A 15,988-nucleotide genomic window follows, 5' to 3' on the forward strand; every position below is an offset into this window, starting at 1 on the left:
CGCCGGGAACGCCGGAGAGGCTGAGGTAGTCCGGCAGAGCGTAGAGGTCGACCGCACCGGTGCCGGCGTCCTGGGCATAGGCCAGCGCGGCGGTCGACGAGGCGAACAACGGTGCGTTCGCCGACGCCAGCGCCGCGCCGCGGGCCAACGCCGTCCGGGGCTCCTCGGGCACACTCACATCCAGCGACGTCGCCGCTGCCAGCGTCGGCCGCAGCGGGGCGATGTCGACCCCCGATCCCACCACGAACAGGCCACCCGCGGCCGGTTCCGATGCGTCGAGCCCGGCCACCATCTCGCCGAGTTGCGCGGCGGCCTCGCCGTAGGACTCGGCCTGGATGCAGGCTTTGCGGACGTCGGCGACGGAACCGTCGGAGGTTTCCACGAGCGCCGTCGTCGCGGTGTCGGGCTCCACGAACAGCACCGCTGTGCGCTCGTAACCCATTGCGCCGCCGACAGATTGCGCCAGTGCAGTAGCGGCCAGGAACGCCGACACGAGCATGACGTTGTCGATCCGGTGGGCGGCCAGCGCGTCGCGCAGCGCCGCGGCCTCGTGCTGGTCGGTCCAGCTCACCCCGATCGACGACAGCTCCAGGCCCGCGTCGGCCGCGCCCTCGCGGGTGCCCAGGATGGCGGCGATCACCCGATCGGGAGCGCCGGCGGCGGCGACACCGAACTCGTCCTCGTCGATCGTGGGGCCGTCGGCGTTCTCGCCCTCGAGCAGAACCATCTGGATCGATGCCGGTGCCATCGACACCCCGAGCACGGTGTCCAAAACCCATCCTCCAAAGTTCCGCAGCCGACGATGGTCTGGCGGAGGAGAAACCACGCGGACCGCTGTGCTCATACTCGGCGGAGAAGCTGTGCGGCCGTGCTGCCGAAGCTAGGAACTTCGTATGAAGTTTTGATACGAGCGCGACGGCGTGGGGCCCCGCTGGCCCTGGTATTTCGAGCCCACGTTCGAACTGCCGTAGGGGTGTTCCGCCGGACTGGTCAGCCGCAGGATGCACAGCTGGCCGATCTTCATCCCCGGCCACAGGGTGATCGGCAGGTTGGCGACGTTGGACAGCTCCAGCGTGATGTGGCCGCTGAAGCCCGGGTCGATGAACCCGGCCGTCGAGTGCGTCAGCAGGCCCAGGCGGCCCAGCGACGATTTGCCCTCCAGGCGTCCCGCGAGGTTATCGGGAAGCGCGAACAGCTCCAGCGTCGAGCCGAGCACGAACTCGCCCGGGTGCAGCACGAAGGGTTCGCCGGGATCGGGTTCGACCAGGCTGGTCAGCTCGTCCTGCTGCTTGGCGGGGTCGATGTGGGTGTAGCGGGTGTTGTTGAACACCCGGAACAGGCGGTCGAGGCGGACGTCGATGCTGGAGGGCTGCACCAGGGTGTCGTCGAAGGGGTCGACGCCCAGCCGGCCGGCGGCGACTTCGGCCCTGAGGTCACGATCGGAGAGCAGCATCCGCAGAGCCTATCTGCCGCCGGAGACGGCCCCGGCTCAACGCAGGTACATCTCCCGACCGGTGGGATACCCGCCGCCGGTGGTGGTCACGTGGACGTGGTCGTAGTGCCCCAGCCTGCTCGGTTGCGCACCACCGGGCGTGTAGTAGACGCCGCGCCAGATCGCGTCCTGCATCCCGAATCGACGGGCGTTGCGGCGCACGAACGCGACGATCCGGTTGCCGAGTGCGATGCCCTGGGCGGTGCCGGCGTTGGGGATCATCACGTCGATCGCCAGGCCGTTGGGATGCCACGGCAGCGGATCCGGTCGCACCCCGCCGATTTCGTGGATCTCGGGGAAGGTCGCGCTGATCGCGCGGGCGACCAGGATGGTCCGGACCTGAAGGCCCCGCTCAGAGGCGACACCGACCGGCAAGAACCGGGATTGCCGGTGCCAGCGCGACGCCGCGGCGAACTCGGCGCTCCTGCCCGCGCCGTCACCGGGTACCCCCGGGGCCGGCATCGCGGCCACGACCTCGAAACAGCCGGGTGCGACGTCGGCGGCGACCGGCGCGGCGACCTCGGGGGCGGCGCCCGGGTATGCGTCCGCTCCCGCCGCTAAGAAGACGACGGCCGGGGCGGCCAGCGCTGCCAGGACCGTTGCCGACTTTCGCCGGGTCCTGGGTAACTGATGGCGGCCCACGACACGCACCCTACGAGATAACGAATTATCACGAAAGGGTAAACATCGGGCGCTCGCCATCCGGGGTCGCCGAGCCGGTGCGTCCTCAACGACTACTCTGGCGGCCGCAACGACGGACGAGCGGTAGTTCGCGCCCGGTGAGTGGACGAAAGTCACCTCCTGGCCGTCGTCAATGCCCGACACCTGGTGGATGATCTGCAAACGATCAGGAGGGGGTGGGAATCGAAGATCACCGCCCGTCGCAACTCGGCCGTGCACCGTGTGGCGGACTTGCTCATCAAACACCCAGTGATCAACGCTCAACTGGTCAGCGATCAACTGCACATCGCGATTGGCAACGTCTACCGATACTTGGACCCGCTTGTCGAGGCCAGAATCATCGTCGAGCTCACCGATCAGGGCCGTAATCGGGCCTGGCGCTCACCCGAAGTTCTCAGCGCGCTAGACGCTTTCACGGAGCGCGCCGGTCGTCGAGCGCTGTTCGCGTGACGTTGACGGTCGTCTGCTTTTTCGTCTCTTGCACCGCAGCACAAAGCGGTCGACACCTACACCGAGGCCGAGGTTCAAAAACTGCTGGCCGCTATCGCTGATGACCGGCTCGCCCACGCCTGGGAACTGGCGCCGTCGGGGCTGCGGCGTGGGGAAATCGCCGGATGGCTGTGGACTGATGTTGACCCGGACGCCAGGGCCATCACCGTGGCCAACACCCGCGTGGCAGCGGGCAGCACCGGCTGCTGTCGGTGCTCACGTGATCGCGGCGTGCAGCGGGCGCAAGGACGCCAGCCTGACCATGCGGCTGTATGCTCACTCGCAGTTTGCTGCCCTGCAGGACGCCGGAGCGAGTTTGGATCGAGTTGTGGCATCATGTGACACTGAGGCCCGACCCCAGGCACGCTGAAGAGCGTTTCCGCAGGTCAATGCCACTATGCCGATGTAGTTCAATGGCAGAACATCAGCTTCCCAAGCTGAATACGCGGGTTCGATTCCCGTCATCGGCTCCACGATGACCTGCGCACCACCCGGGTCTACCCTCGATCACAGACGACGAGGGACCCAAGCGGGAATGAGAAAGGTGCGCGATGCTCGCAGCATTCGGATTCGACACCCTGGGTGTGGTCATCGGGGACATGTTCTTCGTCGACCCGTCACCGCTCGAAGGTCAGGAAACCCCGGAACGGGGAGTCAGACTGGAACTGCGCCTCGTCGACCACGGTGACCCGCAGGGGTCCATCTACGCCGGCGTGCCGATCTCCTTCAACCGGCCGGTGTGGCGGGTGGACCTGTTCGGGTCCACCGAGAGCCCGCCGGGCACGCTGGACCGGGCCCACCACCATCCCCGCTTCAACGGGTGGGAACCCGGACGCCGGCATTTCGTCCCGGAGTTGTCGGCCGACCCGGTGTCCTGGCTGGCCGGTCAGCTGGCCGACCCAGCGGCCGTGCTGGCCCGGGCGGGCGTCGACGCCGACGAGGTCGGCGAGGCCGACATGACCGCACTGGCCGCGGCGGCCCCGGAGATCGTCGCCGCGGTGCAGCGGATGCTCGAGCGGGTGCGGGACGGGGAACTGGCCCCGGCCCCCGCCGAGCCGGTCGCCGCCGCCCGCACCGGCTGGCTCTGAGGCCGGCCGGGTCCCGAAGCTACCCGCGACGGCTGCCGACGGGTCCGTGCTGACCGAGAGCGCCCATCGTGAGGTGGCTGGCCACCCGTCCTTGTGCCTTCGCCCGATACATCGCGAGGTCGGCGTCGTGCAGGATCTCGGCGGCGGCGCGCTGCTCGCCGGGCCGCACCGAGACGACGCCGATGCTGGCGCTGATGCAGCTCGGATCCCGGGTTCCGTCACCGTCGCCCCCGAGGAAGATCGGTTGGGAAAGCGCACCCTGCAGCCGCACGGCGACAACATCCGCCTCGGCGGGCTCGATCGGGCCGGCCAGCAGTGCGACGAACTCGTCGCCACCGACGCGTCCGATCACGTCGTCGGGGCGCAACGTTTTCCGCAGGCGTTCGGCGGCGACCCGCAGCACGGCGTCGCCGGCGTGATGCCCGAACGCGTCGTTGACCCTCTTGAATTTGTCGAGGTCGATGAACAGCACCGCGCCCAACCGGTGACCTCCGGTTTCCAGCGCGTCGGTGACCAGGTCCAGTATGTGGGCGCGGTTGGGCAGCCCGGTCACGTGGTCGTGTGTCGCCCGATGGACGAGACGCTGGTACCTGGTGTGTTGCTCGGTGACGTCGGCGAACGACACCAGGACCGACGAACCGTCGGGATCGGCGGGATCGAGCAGCGACCACGTCACGGACAGCCAGACCCGTCGCCCGTCGTCGAGGCGGTCCACTCCGTAGACGCCGCCACGCCTCGGGCTGGTTTTCAGGGTCGGGAGCACCGGACGCCGATCGGTGAAAAGCAGCCGGCCGTCCCTGTCGTAGATCGGTACCGTGGCCGCCTCGGCCACGTCGACTCCCGTCGGCACACCCAGTATTCGCAGCACCGCCGGGTTCACCGATTCGACCATTCCCTCGGAGGAGATGACGATCACGCCCTCCTCCAGGGACGCCACGACGGTCTGGAAATGCTGTTCGGCGCGCCGCAGCGCGGTCTGGTCGGCGCACACCACGACGTATCCGGCGTCCATCCGGGACGCCGACACCCGCACCGCCAGGGGCGAACCGTCGGCGGCGCGGTGGCTGGTGTGCACGACGCCCCCGGCGGCGATGATGACGGCCGGGTCCAGGGCGGCGCCGACCGCCTCGCGGACCGGGCGACCGAGCGCCTGCACCGCGGAGCGGCCGTAGATGGCTTCGGCCGCCGGGTTCCAGCTGGTGACCGCGCCGGTCAGGGTGGTGGCGATGATGGCATCGCTGACGTGGGTGACCAGCGCCGCCTGGAAGCGCAGGTTCGCCTCGGCGGTCTTGTGTGCGGTCACATCCCAGAACGCGACCTGGTGGGCCGGTCTGCCCCGCCACTGCGCCCGGACTGCGACCGCCTCCACCGCGCGGGCCGTCCCGTCCAACGGCAGGATCACCATCTCCACGGGCGGTGAGATATCCCCGTCACGTGGGCGGGCTGCGATCCGGCCGAGCACCGTGGGAACCGATTGCGGCGCCACGAAGTCGATGATGCGGTGCCCCAGCAGCTGATCGGCGGATTCGGCCGCCATCTCCCGCACCATGGTGTCGTTGACGTAGCGGAAGCGCCCGTCGGCGTGGACACAGATCGCGACGGGGCTGTCGTCGACGATGCGCCGGAACTCCCGCTCCGCCTCAGCCTGCCCGCGAGCGGCGGAGGCGGCGACCACGGCCCGCAGCAGTTGCCCCACCTGATCGCGGGTGGTCATCAACTCGGCGAGTTGCCGCCGCACGCGGCCCGCCGGATGTCGCTCGCCCGATCGGACAGATGCCGGCCCGGTGGGTTCAGCGGCCACCGCGGCACCTCCCCTCGGCCTCGCCCCGCGGATTCGTCAACAACCTGCAGCTCTCGTTCCCCTGCTCCACCCTCGGCCCGGGTGCGCGAGCGCAAGTACAGTCTGGGGTTTGTTGGATCGATCGGCAATGACCCGATGCGAAATAGGCGTCGGTGACGACTATCCGTAACGGGCGTCGCGGCGATGGTGTCGAACAGTTCCCGGTCCAGGGTGCCCGGTCCAGGGTGCCCGGTCCCGGGTGATTTCTTTGACACCGCGCACGCGTCGCCAGGGCCGCCCGTTCATTCGATCCACCCGAACGGGCGCAGGGCTGCCAGCAAGTTCTGCGAGGAAGGGCCGATGGACGATTACGCCAGGCAATGGCTCGACAACGCCGCCCGGTGCAGTGTGCCGCCGGAGGTCGTCGCCGGCATCGCGCCACGCATCCCGCCCGCCGGCTTTCACCTTCTGGAGGGAATGGAGGAGATCCGCGACCCCCACGGCAAGTCGTTCTTCCTGATCCCGCGGTCCACCGGCGGCGACGACGCCCGCGACGCGGTGCTGCTGACCTACGTCCTCAATGCGGGCACCGGCTACGGCGCGGCGGGTAGGCGGCCCGCCGACTTCCCCGAGACGCCCTACAGCGCCGCCGAGGTGTGGCGAATCTTCAACCGGCAGAGCCGCAACGGCTGGAGCTACGCCCGCGACGTCGGGTTCGTGCACCGCAACGGGGGTCGCCTGGTCACCACCCCCAACGGCATGCTGATGGGCCTGGGCGGCAACTGGATCCAGCGTCAGTTCAGCCGGCGTGGCGGTACCACCTGGGGCGACATCTTCATGATCAACGCCGGCAGGGTCGCTGACCCCGCCGAACAGTTGCGCCGCATCATCAGATCCAGCCGGCACAACCCCGACCTCGACCGGCTGCTGCACCACGAGGAGATCCACTGCCGGCAGTGGGCGGCCAAGGGCTATGCGGGCATGATTGTCGACTACGGGCGAGAACTGTTCCGTGAGTGGGTCCTTGGCACGGCCAATCGGCTCGAAGTGGACGCGGGCCTCTCCGACGGCGGCTACAATTCTTGAATTCCGTTGTGCAGCACCATCGCTCCGATCACGACGAGGACCACCGCGAGCAGCGCGGCGTTGTTCTCGTCCATCCACGTTTTCAGCCGTGCCAACGTGCCGTCGAGTCGGCGGCCGGCGGCGGCGTAGGCCAGGACCGGGATCGCGACCGTCGAGGCGGCGACGACGACGAAGAACGCGGCGGCGATCCAGTCGCCGATCAGACCCAGCCCGCTGGTGCCGATGGCCAGTCCGGCCGACACGCACAACAAGGACACGTCGGGGCGGGCGGCCGCCAGCACGCACCCCGTCACCCCCGCCCGCCCCGGCGTGATGGTGGCGAATGACCGCATCCACGACGGCGAATCGGTGTGACGATGCCTGGCCAGCCACCGGTAGACGCCCAGGACGATGAGGGCGGACCCCATGACCACGCGCAGCCACGACGCCCAGGGCGGCGGGGACTTGTGCAGTCCGCCCAGCAGACCGGAGGCCGCCACGGAGAGCGCCGTCAGCGCGGCCAGGCCCACCAGCCAGCCGGCCAGGAACGTGAGGCTGCTGGGCCGCCGCCGCGGGGCCTGCAGCACCAGAACCGCCGGTATGACCGTGACCGGCGAGAGCGCGATGACCAGCCCCAGCGGAACCAGCGCGGTCAGCACGGAACCCCAGCTACCTGCCATGGGCGGGAATCCTGCCACAGCCGGTCACCGCAAAGCGTGAATTCCGTTGTAAATAACCATGAAACCGATCAGCACCAGGATCACCGCCATCATCGCGGCATGGTTTTTCTCCATCCAGGCCTTGAGCCGCTCCAGCGTGTCGTCGAGGCGGTCACCGGCGCCGACGTAGGCCAGGATGGGCAGGGCCACCGTGGACGCGGAGATGACGACGAACAGCGCGGCGGCGGCGAACCCGTCCGCGACACCCAGGGTGCTGCTGCCGACGGCCAGGCCGGCGGCCGCGGACAGGATCAGGACCTCGGGGCGTATCACCACGAGCAGCGCCCCGGTCAACCCGGCGCGCACCGGGGTCAGCTTGGAGAACGAGCGCATCCAGCCGGGCATGCTGCCCTGGCGGTGCCGGGTCACCCAGCGGTAGACACCGAAAAGGACCAGCGCCGACCCCAGCACCACGCGCAGCCAGGACGCCCAGGCCGGCGGCGACTTGCGCAGGTCGCCGATCAGGTCGGAGCTCGCGACGAACGCCGCGGTGACCGCCATCAGGCCCAGCACCCAGCCGCTGAGGAAGGCGAGGCCCACGGGACGCGGCCGGGAGGCGTGCAGGACCAGGACCGCCGGAATGACCGTGATGGGGGAGACCGCGATGACCAGCGCCAGCGCAACGAGCGCGGTCAGCACGGAGCCCGAAGTTTGTGCCACGGGCAGCAATCATCGCATTGGCGCCCCGCTTGGGCATGATGAACCCGCAGCTGGGGAGGCGCGTGGCAGAAATCCATCTCGGGCACATCTTTCACCTCGCCGGCACCCCGCTGGTCACCGACGCGTCGCCCACGGGGTGGGTTCCGGCGACGCCACGGCGGCGGCCGACCCGACCCTGTTCGCAGTGCTGATGGGTACGCGCGAGTCTTCCGTCGCCGAGACGTACGTGCAGGGACGCCGGCTCTCCCGCTAGACCCGCGATCCACTCCAGCAGAACAGTCCGTCCTGCGGTAACCAACCGTTCCTGTTGAGTGAGCGGGAGTGAGTGTGTGGCTCGTCTCCGGGTGCTCTGCCGCCCGAATGGTGTTGGCGGCGCTGGCGTGTGTTCTATCGGTCCGGTGGGCCTGCGGCGTCGTGCGCCTTCGGCGTTGCGGTGACACGCGAGCGAGAAGACGGGGATCGCCGTGGGGCTGGCCTGGGCGGCTGGCCGTCGCGCGTCCTCTGTCGCGTGACGGGTCCGACAGGCTTGCGCCGGGCACGGTGGCCGAGACTTCTCCTGCCGATCACCACCGCGGCGGCGCGGTGGCCGTCGACGGTCGGGTCGGAAGCGTTTGCCCCGGCGGCCGCGGCCCATGGTTTCGCGACCGGTGTTGCGTGCCTCGTCGAAGCCCAGGTCCTCGATACTGATAGATGCGCAGCCATGCTCAGCGGCGAGGTGAATGAGCCGGGTGATGACATGGCGGACCTGGGCGTCGCGGTGGGAGGTGGGAGGTGGGACCGGTAACGGCGAAGTCGAACCGGTCGGGAGCGCCGATGACGTTGCCGTGCGGATCAACGACGGCGGCATCGACGTGGCCGGCGTTGAGATCCACTGCGAGTGTGCACTGGCTGCGCAGCGTTACCACAGCAGGCCGCCTTCGACTTCGGCATCGACCTTCATCACTGACCACCAGCGGCGAAAAGAGGATCGACGTCGGGGGCCCGGGCCCGCACCTGCCGCTCCCCCACCGGGGACAGACGCATGAGAAGGCGACGGTGCTCACGCTGGGATCACGGGCGCTGGCTAGCCTCCGCGGCGCAGCATCCAGGCCGGCACCCAGTGCGTCACGGTGCTCTGCGTGGCGCCGTAGGCGACGGGGTAGGTGACCAGCCCCCACCAGTCGCCCTGCTCGCAGATGCCCCAGCAGCTCAGCCGGCCCTCGACGACCTTGTGCAGCTGCAGGCCGTTGGGCTGGTACCGGCCGCAGCGGTGCGGTTCACGCGGGAACAGCGCCGTCAGGTCCACGAGCACCGCGACCGGCGGCCGCACCACCCGCAACGGGCTGCGGACCGGCTGCCCGTTGTACCCGATCGACCCGAGCTGGCCCATTGGTCGATCATACGTTCGAATACGTGGGGCCGCGCCGCGCGCATGGCAACATAGCGGTGATGTCCGGCGAGCCGTCACCGCACCCGCGCGCCTCGCTCCGGGGCGGCCGGCGGTGGCCGTTACCGGCCGCGCTGGATCCGCTGTTGGTCGGGGCGCTGGCCGCGGCGGTCAGCCTGATCGGCGCCGGCCGCCCGTCCTTCTGGTACGACGAGGCGGCGACCATCTCGGCCGCCTACAGCCGCTCGCCGGCCCAGTTGTGGCGGATGCTGGGCAACGTCGACGCCGTGCACGGCCTGTACTACCTGCTCATGCACGGTTGGTTCGCCATCTTTGGGCCCACGGAGTTCTGGTCGCGTGCGCCGAGCGGTTTGGCCGTCGGCGGCGCGGCGGCCGGGGTGGTGGTGCTCGGCAGGCAGCTCTCGTCGCGCACCGCCGCCGTGGCCTCCGGCGTGTTCTGCGCGATCCTGCCCCGCTCGACCTGGGCGGGCGTCGAGGCCCGGCCCTACGCCGTTTCCATGATGGCCGCGGTGTGGCTGACGGTGTTGCTGCTGCACGCCACGCGCCGTGGCGACGCGCGGGTCTGGTTTCTTTACGCTGTCGCGCAAGCGGTTTCGATCGTGCTCGACGTGTACCTGGCGCTGCTGGTGCTGGCGCACGCGGCCTTCGTCGTCGCGTTCCCGCGCGGGCGGACCGCCCTGGCGCGGTTCGCCGCCGCCTCGGCGCTGGCGGGCTGTGCGACGGCGCCGTTTCTGGTCCTGGCCGCCGGGCAGGTGCACCAGATCAGCTGGATCGCACCGATCGGGCGCCGGACGTTCGAAGACGTGGTGGTGCAGCAGTATTTCGAGAGGAATCCCCAGTTCGCGGTGTTGGCAGGCCTGCTCGTCGCGGCCGCGATCGCCGTCTGGCTGCGCACGCCGCGGCCGGCGGATCGGCAGTTGTTGACCCTGGCGGCCGCCTGGGTGGTGCTGCCGACCGCCGCGATCGTGTCCTGGTCGGCGGTGGTTCACCCGGTCTACACGCCGCGCTATCTGTCTTTCACCGCACCGGCGGTGGCCCTGGTCCTGGGCGCCAGCGCCGCGGCGGTGGCCGCCAAGCCTTGGCACGCGGCGGTACTGGTCGGACTGTTCGCCGTAGTTGCCGTGCCGAACTACATTCTGGTGCAACGCAACCCGTATGCCAAGTACGGCATGGACTACAGCCAGGTGGCCGACCTGATCGCCGCGCGGACGGCGCCGGGTGATTGCCTGCTCGTCAACGACACGGTGACGTTCATGCCCGCCCCGATGCGCCCGTTGCTGGCGGCGCGCCCCGATGCCTACCGGAAGCTGGTCGACCTCACCCTGTGGCAACGGGCGACGGACCGCCACGACGTCTTCGACACCAACCTCATCCCGGAGGTCGTCGCCGGGCCCTTGAGCCATTGCGGCGTCGTGTGGATCATCACCGAGGCCGACGACTCGCGGCCCGCTCACGAGCAGGGGCCCGCGCTGCCGCCGGGTCAGCGCTACGGGCCGACGCCGGCCTTCGCGGTGCCCCGCGAGCTGGGCTTCCGCCTCGTCGAGCGCTGGCAGTTCAACCTGGTCCAGGTGATCGAAGCGCGGCGCTGACGCCTACCAGATGCGGATGTAGTCGATGAGCATGGTGCACGGGAACGTGCCCATCGCGGGGTCCCCGGCGCCGACCCCGCCGACCGCCAGCGTGTACATGGGAGTCAGCCAATAGCCGGGATTGTTGAACGGCCAGCGCTTGTCGTCCGGGTTGCCGTGCACCGGAATCGGCTTGTTGGGGACGCTGAAGTACGGCTTGGCGCCGTCGACGTAGTCGCGCCAGAACTGGAATCCGTTTTCCCCCCAATGCATCCGCCACGTGTGCCACGCGCCGTCGACCAGCCCGGGAATCGACCTGCCCTCCCAGGTCTTGCCGTTGGACGCCGCGTGGACCGTGGTGCCCGCGGGCCAGCTGCCGTTGCCGTACCACTCGAAGATGTCGACCTCACCGTCGGGCAGCGGGTCCTCGTTGACGGCCCAGAAAGAGGGCCACAGACCGGGGAACAGACAGTCCAGCTTGACGCGCGACTCCCAGGTCTGGTTGATCATGCTGCGGAAGTTGCCGCGCAGTTTGCCGGTGTAGTAGGTGCCGAAGTCGTTGGTGGCGCACAGGACGAGGTTGGATTTGCCGTCGAGGTACACGTTTTGTCGGTCGTCGCGGTATATCCCGTCGACCGGCGGGAACACGTCGTCCTGCCAGGTCTGCACCGTCCACTTGGCCGGATCCGGTCCCGAGCCCGCCGGGCCGTCGAACTCGTCCTGGAAGATGTAGGGCCCCCCGGAGGCCTGGGCGGGCGCCGAGGGCGGCGCCGGATGCGCCTCGGCCGCCGGCAGACGGACCGAGGCGGCGGCCGCGGCCGCCAGCATGCCGATCCCCGTCGTCAACATGCTGCGACGATCCATTCCCAGACACCACCCATCCGCAAGCCGGAACGCCATATTCCGACATTCCCCCTATGCACCATTGCAAACGGTGTTATGAAACCACGCGGCGGGGGCACACCGCATCTCGCCCCGCCGCGTCACGGCACGTCCGCCGCCGGCCGCGGCGGCGGGCAACGACGCCGCGCCGGGTTTGCCGGGCGCCGCGACGGCCGGATCCCGGGCGGCGAGCGTCTCGGGCCCCGCGGGGCCCGAGACCCGGCTCCGGCGCAGGACCGACGATCTAACGTCGGCCATAGCAGATCCTGAACACGTTGCACCACAAAGCCTTTTGTTGCATGCCGCCACTGGCTCCGCGCGCAACCATCAAGTTGCTTGACATCATCGCCGGCGGTGGTATCAAGGAGATTGATGGTCAGATAGACAAGGAGATATGGACATGTTTGGTGGATTTCTCGGGGGCCCCGGCTTCGGGGGCCCCGGCTTCGGGGGTCCGCGCTCGGGCAAAGGCGGTTTCGGCGGCGGCCGGGGCGGGCACGGCTTCGGGCCCGGCGGCCGCCATGGCCTCAAGCGCGCGGCGTTCGTCAGCGCGGCGATGCTGCTCGACGGGCCGGCCGACGCCGCGCAGATCGTGCAGCGGGTGTCCGAGGCGACCGGGGGCGCGTTCACCCCGCCGCAGGACCTGGCGGAGCTCGCGATCGGGCTGCTGGCCGGGCGGGGCATGGTCACCGTCCACGACGGCGTGGCCACCCTGACCGAACTGGGCGAAAACCTGCTCGCCTGGCGGGGCGTCAGCAGCGAGGCGGCGCACGCCTTCCTGGGGCGGGCGGCCAAGTTCGGCGATGCGTTCAAGATCCGCCGGGAGCTGTTCGAACTGGCCGGCCTGACCCGCACGATCACCTGGACCGGCACCGGCGAGCAGAAGCAGCGGCTCGCCGAGGTCCGCGCCGACGTCCTGGCGGCCCTGACCGACGCGAAGAAGGCGCTGCACCGGGTCCTGGGAGAAAGCTAGGGCCCTACCGGGACGTGGGTTCGCTCAGCTTGACCAGCGTCTTGCCGACGTTGACGCCGGTGAACAGCCCGTTGAGGGCGTCGACGCACGACTCGATGCCCTCGAAGATGGTCTCCCGGTGCCGGAGCAGGCCGTCGGCCTCCCACCGGCGCAGCGCGGCGAACGCCTCATCGAAGCGGCCCCACTGGTCGAGGGCGTTGAAGCCCTGCATCAGCGCCGTCTTGGACAACAGGTTGACGTAGTTCGCCGGGCCCGGGTGCTCACCGGTCAGGTAACTGGAGATGACACCGCACAGCACCACGCGCGCCCGGGTGGCCAGCCGGCCCAGCACCGCGTCGAGGATGGGCCCGCCGACATTGTCGAAGTACACGTCGACGCGTCGCGGGCAGTGCTCTTTGAGCGCCGCGGCCAGGTCGTCGTTCTTGTAGTCGATGCACGCGTCGAAGCCGAAGTCCTCGACCACCGCCGTGCACTTTTCGGGACCGCCCGCGATGCCCACCACCCGGGCCCCCGCGATCTTGGCGATCTGCCCGGCCACCGAGCCGGTGGCGCCGGCGGCCGCCGAGACCACCACCGTCTCCCCGGGACGCGGCCGGCCGATGTCGGTCATGCCGAAGTAGGCGGTGGCACCGGTCGGGCCGTACACCGACATGATCGCGAGCTGGTCGTCCTCGCCGGGGATGGGGGTGCTGAACATGTCGTCGCGGATGATCGCGTACTCGGAGAAGCCGGTCAGCGTGGTGACGACGTCGCCGACGGCGAAGGCGTCACAGCGCGACGTCACGACCTCGCCGATGCCGGCGGCCCGGATGACCTCGCCCAACTGCACCGGCGGCAGATAACTGGGCTGGTCGTCCAGCCAGGTGCGGGCGGCGGCGTCGATGCCGACGTAGGTGGTGCGGATCAGCGCCTCCCCCGCCGCGGGCTCGGGCGCCGGCGTGGTGACCAGCTCGGTGTCGTCAAGCCGGACCAGCCCGGTCGGGCGGCGACGCAACAGGATCTGACGGTTCGGCAAGTCGGGCACGAAGCAGAAACTACAGGCCCGGCCCACGCGCCGGAACGTCGTTTAACCCGGTGAGTCCGAATCGCCGTCGAGGACGCTCACCGCGATGCCATACGGCAGAAAGCGCACCCTGCGCCGCGGGTCGAGATTGTCCTTGTTCGCCCGCAGCGCGTCGAGCTCGGTGGCATAGACCTGCTCGACGCGGGCCCCGCCGTCGGCGTCCACCGTGTAGACGGCCCACACGCCGTCACCGGCCTCGCCGGCGGTCTCGGGCGCGGAACGGTTCCGCCCGGCGAGGTCCTCGAAGATCGCCGACCAGCCCGCCCGGGCGCCGGGCGCGCCGGGCGCGCCGACGAACCTGCCGATCCGCTCGAAGGCGTCGCGCAGGCCCTCGGTGCCGTCCCGGATCACCCGATCGAACTCGTCGGGATCGAACCCGAATGGGCCGTGCTCGCTCACTGCGACCTCCTACGGTCCGGGCGGCGGTGGTGGCGGGGCGGGCGGATTGATCGGGATCGGCACCGTGACGAACGGGAGGTGCAGATACAGCGTCAGCGGGGGCCGCCGGGGTGCGGGCGGCGCCTCGGGCACCACCCGCTGCACCGGCGCGGGCGCGCGCCAGCGGTGGACCGGGGCCGGTGGCGGAGCCGCCACCGCGGTGTGCGGTGCCGCATGCTCGACCGGCGCGGGCGCCGGGGCGGGTGCCGGCGGGACGGCCGCGGCCGCGGCGGTCGGCGGCGCACTGCGCGGGGACGGCTTGGCCGGGGCCTGAGCCGGGAGCTGCTTTGCCGGGGTGGCGACGCTGGCACGCGGTTTGTGCTGGACGGCGGCCGCCGGCCGGTCCGACGTCAGCGACACCAGCACCACCCCGACCGCGACGGCGGCGATGCCCGCCAGCGCGCTGCCGGTCAGCAAGAACGGCCGGCGCCGACGGCGCGGGGCCTCCTCGTCGTCGTCGGTCAGCGCGCTGTAGGCCAGGACCTCGGCGCCCCGGTCGGCGTTGGCGCTGATGTCCAGGTAGGTCGGGGTCAGCCCGCGGGGGTGGATCTCTCCGGTGCCCGGGTCCAGGGCGTAGGCCAGGGCGGCCGTCGACGAGGCGAACAGCGGCGCGTTCGCCGACGCCAGCGCCGCCCCACGGGCCAGTGCCATGTCCGGCTCCTCGGGCGCGGTGACATCGAGCGGCGTCACCGCCTCGAGGGCGGGCTTGATGGAGACGATGTCGGTCCCGCAGCCGATGAGGAACACGCCGTCGGCCCACGATCCGCGCGCGTCCAGCGCGGCGAGGATCGTCGCCAGTTCGGCCGCCAGGGCCTCCCGGGGCGCCTCCGGCCGGGCGTTGGCCAAAACGCGCCGGTGCAGGTCGACGATCGAACCGTCGGAAACCTCGACGACGGCCAGCGTCGCGTGGTCGGGTTCGACGAACAGCATCGCGATGTGCTCGTAGCCGATCGCCTGGCCCACGGCCTGGGCCAGCGCGGCGGCGGCCAGCAGCGGCGAGACCAGCATCACGCCGCCCACCTCGCGGGCGGCCAACTCCTGGCGCAGCGCGCCGACCTCGGCGGGGTCGCTCCAGGTGACCCCGATCGACGCCAACCGGCAGCCGCCCTCGATCGCGCCCTCCCGGGTGCCGTCGATGGCCGCGATCACCTGCTCGACCGCACCGGACGCCGCCGGGTCGCCGACGTCGAAGGTGTCCTCTTCGATCGTCACGCCGTCGGCGTCGACCCCCTCGATCAGCAACAACCGGACGGTCGTGGGAGCCATTGACACCCCGAGCACGATGTCCACTTGCGCCTCCAGGTCCTCCAGACCTCGCTGCGGGCGCGCCGGACGCACACCCCCAAATCGTTGCTCCCACGCTACCCCCGTGTGACCCGGGGGCGCCTGTGAGCTGCTTGTGAGATGCGGCGCCGCGGCGATGCGATCAGTAGCCAGGACCCAGGAACGGGTTCTGCCCGGCGCCCGGGTACTGCGGGGCCGGGTTCTGAGGAACCTGGTTCGCCGGCACCGGCACCGGGATCGGCATCGGCAGCAGCGGGACGTGGATCCACTGCGTCGTCATCGGCACCGGCGTCGTGGTCGGCGTCTCCGACGTGGGCGGTGGCGGCAGTGCCGCCGTGGGCGTCTCGGTCGGGCTGGGTGGAACCGTCTCCGAAGGTGTCGTCGCGGCCGGCGGGTGGGTCCGCGGCGGCGGCGGGGGC

General features: G+C 70.4%; 16 protein-coding genes, 1 tRNA gene and 1 pseudogene. 6 read left to right on the forward strand and 12 right to left on the reverse strand.

All coding sequences use genetic code 11. The features are described from left to right. The 3 genes from FPZ47_RS21820 to FPZ47_RS21830 form a co-directional block, all read right to left on the reverse strand. On the reverse strand, positions 1 to 748 hold a 748-nt coding region (locus FPZ47_RS21820; RefSeq protein WP_428321250.1), incomplete at its 3' end, for a DUF7159 family protein. A 132-nt stretch (positions 749 to 880) separates the two neighbouring features. Beyond that, the gene (gene dcd / locus FPZ47_RS21825) at positions 881 to 1,453 is read right to left on the reverse strand and encodes a dCTP deaminase (RefSeq protein ID WP_144955884.1); all 573 of its coding nucleotides are present in this window, start codon (positions 1,451 to 1,453) and stop codon (positions 881 to 883) included. A gap of 36 nt (positions 1,454 to 1,489) precedes the next feature. After that, complete coding sequence (locus tag FPZ47_RS21830; protein ID WP_144955887.1) at positions 1,490 to 2,134, reverse strand: VldE C-terminal domain-containing protein; 645 nt, start codon at positions 2,132 to 2,134, stop codon at positions 1,490 to 1,492. A gap of 141 nt (positions 2,135 to 2,275) precedes the next feature. Between FPZ47_RS21830 and FPZ47_RS21835 the strand changes: the two genes are divergently transcribed. From FPZ47_RS21835 to FPZ47_RS21850, 3 genes are all read left to right on the forward strand, one after another. Further along, positions 2,276 to 2,623, forward strand: coding sequence for a Fic family protein (locus FPZ47_RS21835; RefSeq protein WP_144955890.1), 348 nt, complete (start codon positions 2,276 to 2,278; stop codon positions 2,621 to 2,623). A 438-nt stretch (positions 2,624 to 3,061) separates the two neighbouring features. Then, positions 3,062 to 3,135, forward strand: a tRNA-Gly gene (locus tag FPZ47_RS21845). Positions 3,136 to 3,213: 78 nt separating this feature from the next. After that, positions 3,214 to 3,750, forward strand: coding sequence for a hypothetical protein (locus FPZ47_RS21850; RefSeq protein ID WP_144955896.1), 537 nt, complete (start codon positions 3,214 to 3,216; stop codon positions 3,748 to 3,750). A 19-nt stretch (positions 3,751 to 3,769) separates the two neighbouring features. Here the strand turns inward: FPZ47_RS21850 and FPZ47_RS21855 are convergent, their stop codons facing one another. Then, the gene (locus FPZ47_RS21855) at positions 3,770 to 5,551 is read right to left on the reverse strand and encodes a sensor domain-containing protein (RefSeq protein ID WP_246133565.1); all 1,782 of its coding nucleotides are present in this window, start codon (positions 5,549 to 5,551) and stop codon (positions 3,770 to 3,772) included. A gap of 339 nt (positions 5,552 to 5,890) precedes the next feature. On the opposite strand from FPZ47_RS21855, the gene FPZ47_RS21860 reads away from it, so the two are divergent. Then, positions 5,891 to 6,616 carry a hypothetical protein gene (locus FPZ47_RS21860; RefSeq protein ID WP_144955899.1) on the forward strand — a complete coding sequence of 242 codons (726 nt, stop codon included), beginning with the start codon at positions 5,891 to 5,893 and terminating at the stop codon, positions 6,614 to 6,616. On the opposite strand, the gene FPZ47_RS21865 is transcribed toward FPZ47_RS21860, so the two are convergent. From FPZ47_RS21865 to FPZ47_RS21875, 3 genes are all read right to left on the reverse strand, one after another. Next, complete coding sequence (locus FPZ47_RS21865) at positions 6,604 to 7,275, reverse strand: GAP family protein (protein ID WP_144955902.1); 672 nt, start codon at positions 7,273 to 7,275, stop codon at positions 6,604 to 6,606. The genes FPZ47_RS21860 and FPZ47_RS21865 overlap by 13 nt on opposite strands. Positions 7,276 to 7,299: 24 nt before the next feature. Beyond that, entirely contained in the window at positions 7,300 to 7,953 is a 654-nt protein-coding gene (locus tag FPZ47_RS21870; RefSeq protein ID WP_168209535.1) for a GAP family protein, read from the reverse strand. A gap of 1,084 nt (positions 7,954 to 9,037) precedes the next feature. Beyond that, positions 9,038 to 9,343 (reverse strand): hypothetical protein, encoded by a 306-nt coding sequence (locus tag FPZ47_RS21875; protein WP_144955905.1) that lies wholly within the window; start codon positions 9,341 to 9,343, stop codon positions 9,038 to 9,040. A gap of 59 nt (positions 9,344 to 9,402) precedes the next feature. Here FPZ47_RS21875 and FPZ47_RS21880 point away from each other — a divergent pair, with 59 nt between their 5' ends. Beyond that, on the forward strand, positions 9,403 to 10,950 hold the full coding sequence (locus FPZ47_RS21880; RefSeq protein WP_144955907.1) for a glycosyltransferase family 39 protein: 1,548 nt from the start codon (positions 9,403 to 9,405) through the stop codon (positions 10,948 to 10,950). 3 nt (positions 10,951 to 10,953) lie between these two features. On the opposite strand, the gene FPZ47_RS21885 is transcribed toward FPZ47_RS21880, so the two are convergent. Next, a complete protein-coding gene (locus FPZ47_RS21885; protein WP_144955910.1) occupies positions 10,954 to 11,793 on the reverse strand; it encodes a glycoside hydrolase family 16 protein in 840 nt (279 codons plus the stop codon). A gap of 418 nt (positions 11,794 to 12,211) precedes the next feature. Between FPZ47_RS21885 and FPZ47_RS21890 the strand changes: the two genes are divergently transcribed. After that, on the forward strand, positions 12,212 to 12,784 hold the full coding sequence (locus FPZ47_RS21890; protein WP_144957317.1) for a hypothetical protein: 573 nt from the start codon (positions 12,212 to 12,214) through the stop codon (positions 12,782 to 12,784). Between the two features lie 4 nt (positions 12,785 to 12,788). On the opposite strand, the gene FPZ47_RS21895 is transcribed toward FPZ47_RS21890, so the two are convergent. From FPZ47_RS21895 to FPZ47_RS21910, 4 genes and pseudogenes are all read right to left on the reverse strand, one after another. After that, positions 12,789 to 13,808 (reverse strand): NADP-dependent oxidoreductase, encoded by a 1,020-nt coding sequence (locus FPZ47_RS21895; RefSeq protein WP_144957320.1) that lies wholly within the window; start codon positions 13,806 to 13,808, stop codon positions 12,789 to 12,791. A gap of 42 nt (positions 13,809 to 13,850) precedes the next feature. Continuing rightward, positions 13,851 to 14,246 carry a hypothetical protein gene (locus FPZ47_RS21900; protein ID WP_144957323.1) on the reverse strand — a complete coding sequence of 132 codons (396 nt, stop codon included), beginning with the start codon at positions 14,244 to 14,246 and terminating at the stop codon, positions 13,851 to 13,853. Positions 14,247 to 14,255: 9 nt separating this feature from the next. Beyond that, positions 14,256 to 15,575: a DUF7159 family protein gene (locus FPZ47_RS21905; protein WP_145039590.1), complete on the reverse strand. Its 1,320-nt coding sequence runs from the start codon at positions 15,573 to 15,575 to the stop codon at positions 14,256 to 14,258. A 136-nt stretch (positions 15,576 to 15,711) separates the two neighbouring features. After that, positions 15,712 to 15,988: pseudogene (locus tag FPZ47_RS21910) on the reverse strand (Hsp70 family protein); the annotation flags it as partial.

The organism is Mycobacterium helveticum (assembly GCF_007714205.1).
GTDB classification, from domain to species: Bacteria; Actinomycetota; Actinomycetes; order Mycobacteriales; family Mycobacteriaceae; genus Mycobacterium; species Mycobacterium helveticum.

Coding starts and splice junctions, on each gene's coding strand:
- dcd (WP_144955884.1), bottom strand. CDS start 1,453: ATGCTGCTCTCCGATCGTGACCTCAGGGCCGAAGTCGCCGCCGGCCGG.
- FPZ47_RS21850 (WP_144955896.1), top strand. CDS start 3,214: ATGCTCGCAGCATTCGGATTCGACACCCTGGGTGTGGTCATCGGGGAC.
- FPZ47_RS21860 (WP_144955899.1), top strand. CDS start 5,891: ATGGACGATTACGCCAGGCAATGGCTCGACAACGCCGCCCGGTGCAGT.
- FPZ47_RS21865 (WP_144955902.1), bottom strand. CDS start 7,275: ATGGCAGGTAGCTGGGGTTCCGTGCTGACCGCGCTGGTTCCGCTGGGG.
- FPZ47_RS21875 (WP_144955905.1), bottom strand. CDS start 9,343: ATGGGCCAGCTCGGGTCGATCGGGTACAACGGGCAGCCGGTCCGCAGC.
- FPZ47_RS21880 (WP_144955907.1), top strand. CDS start 9,403: ATGTCCGGCGAGCCGTCACCGCACCCGCGCGCCTCGCTCCGGGGCGGC.
- FPZ47_RS21885 (WP_144955910.1), bottom strand. CDS start 11,793: ATGGATCGTCGCAGCATGTTGACGACGGGGATCGGCATGCTGGCGGCC.
- FPZ47_RS21890 (WP_144957317.1), top strand. CDS start 12,212: ATGTTTGGTGGATTTCTCGGGGGCCCCGGCTTCGGGGGCCCCGGCTTC.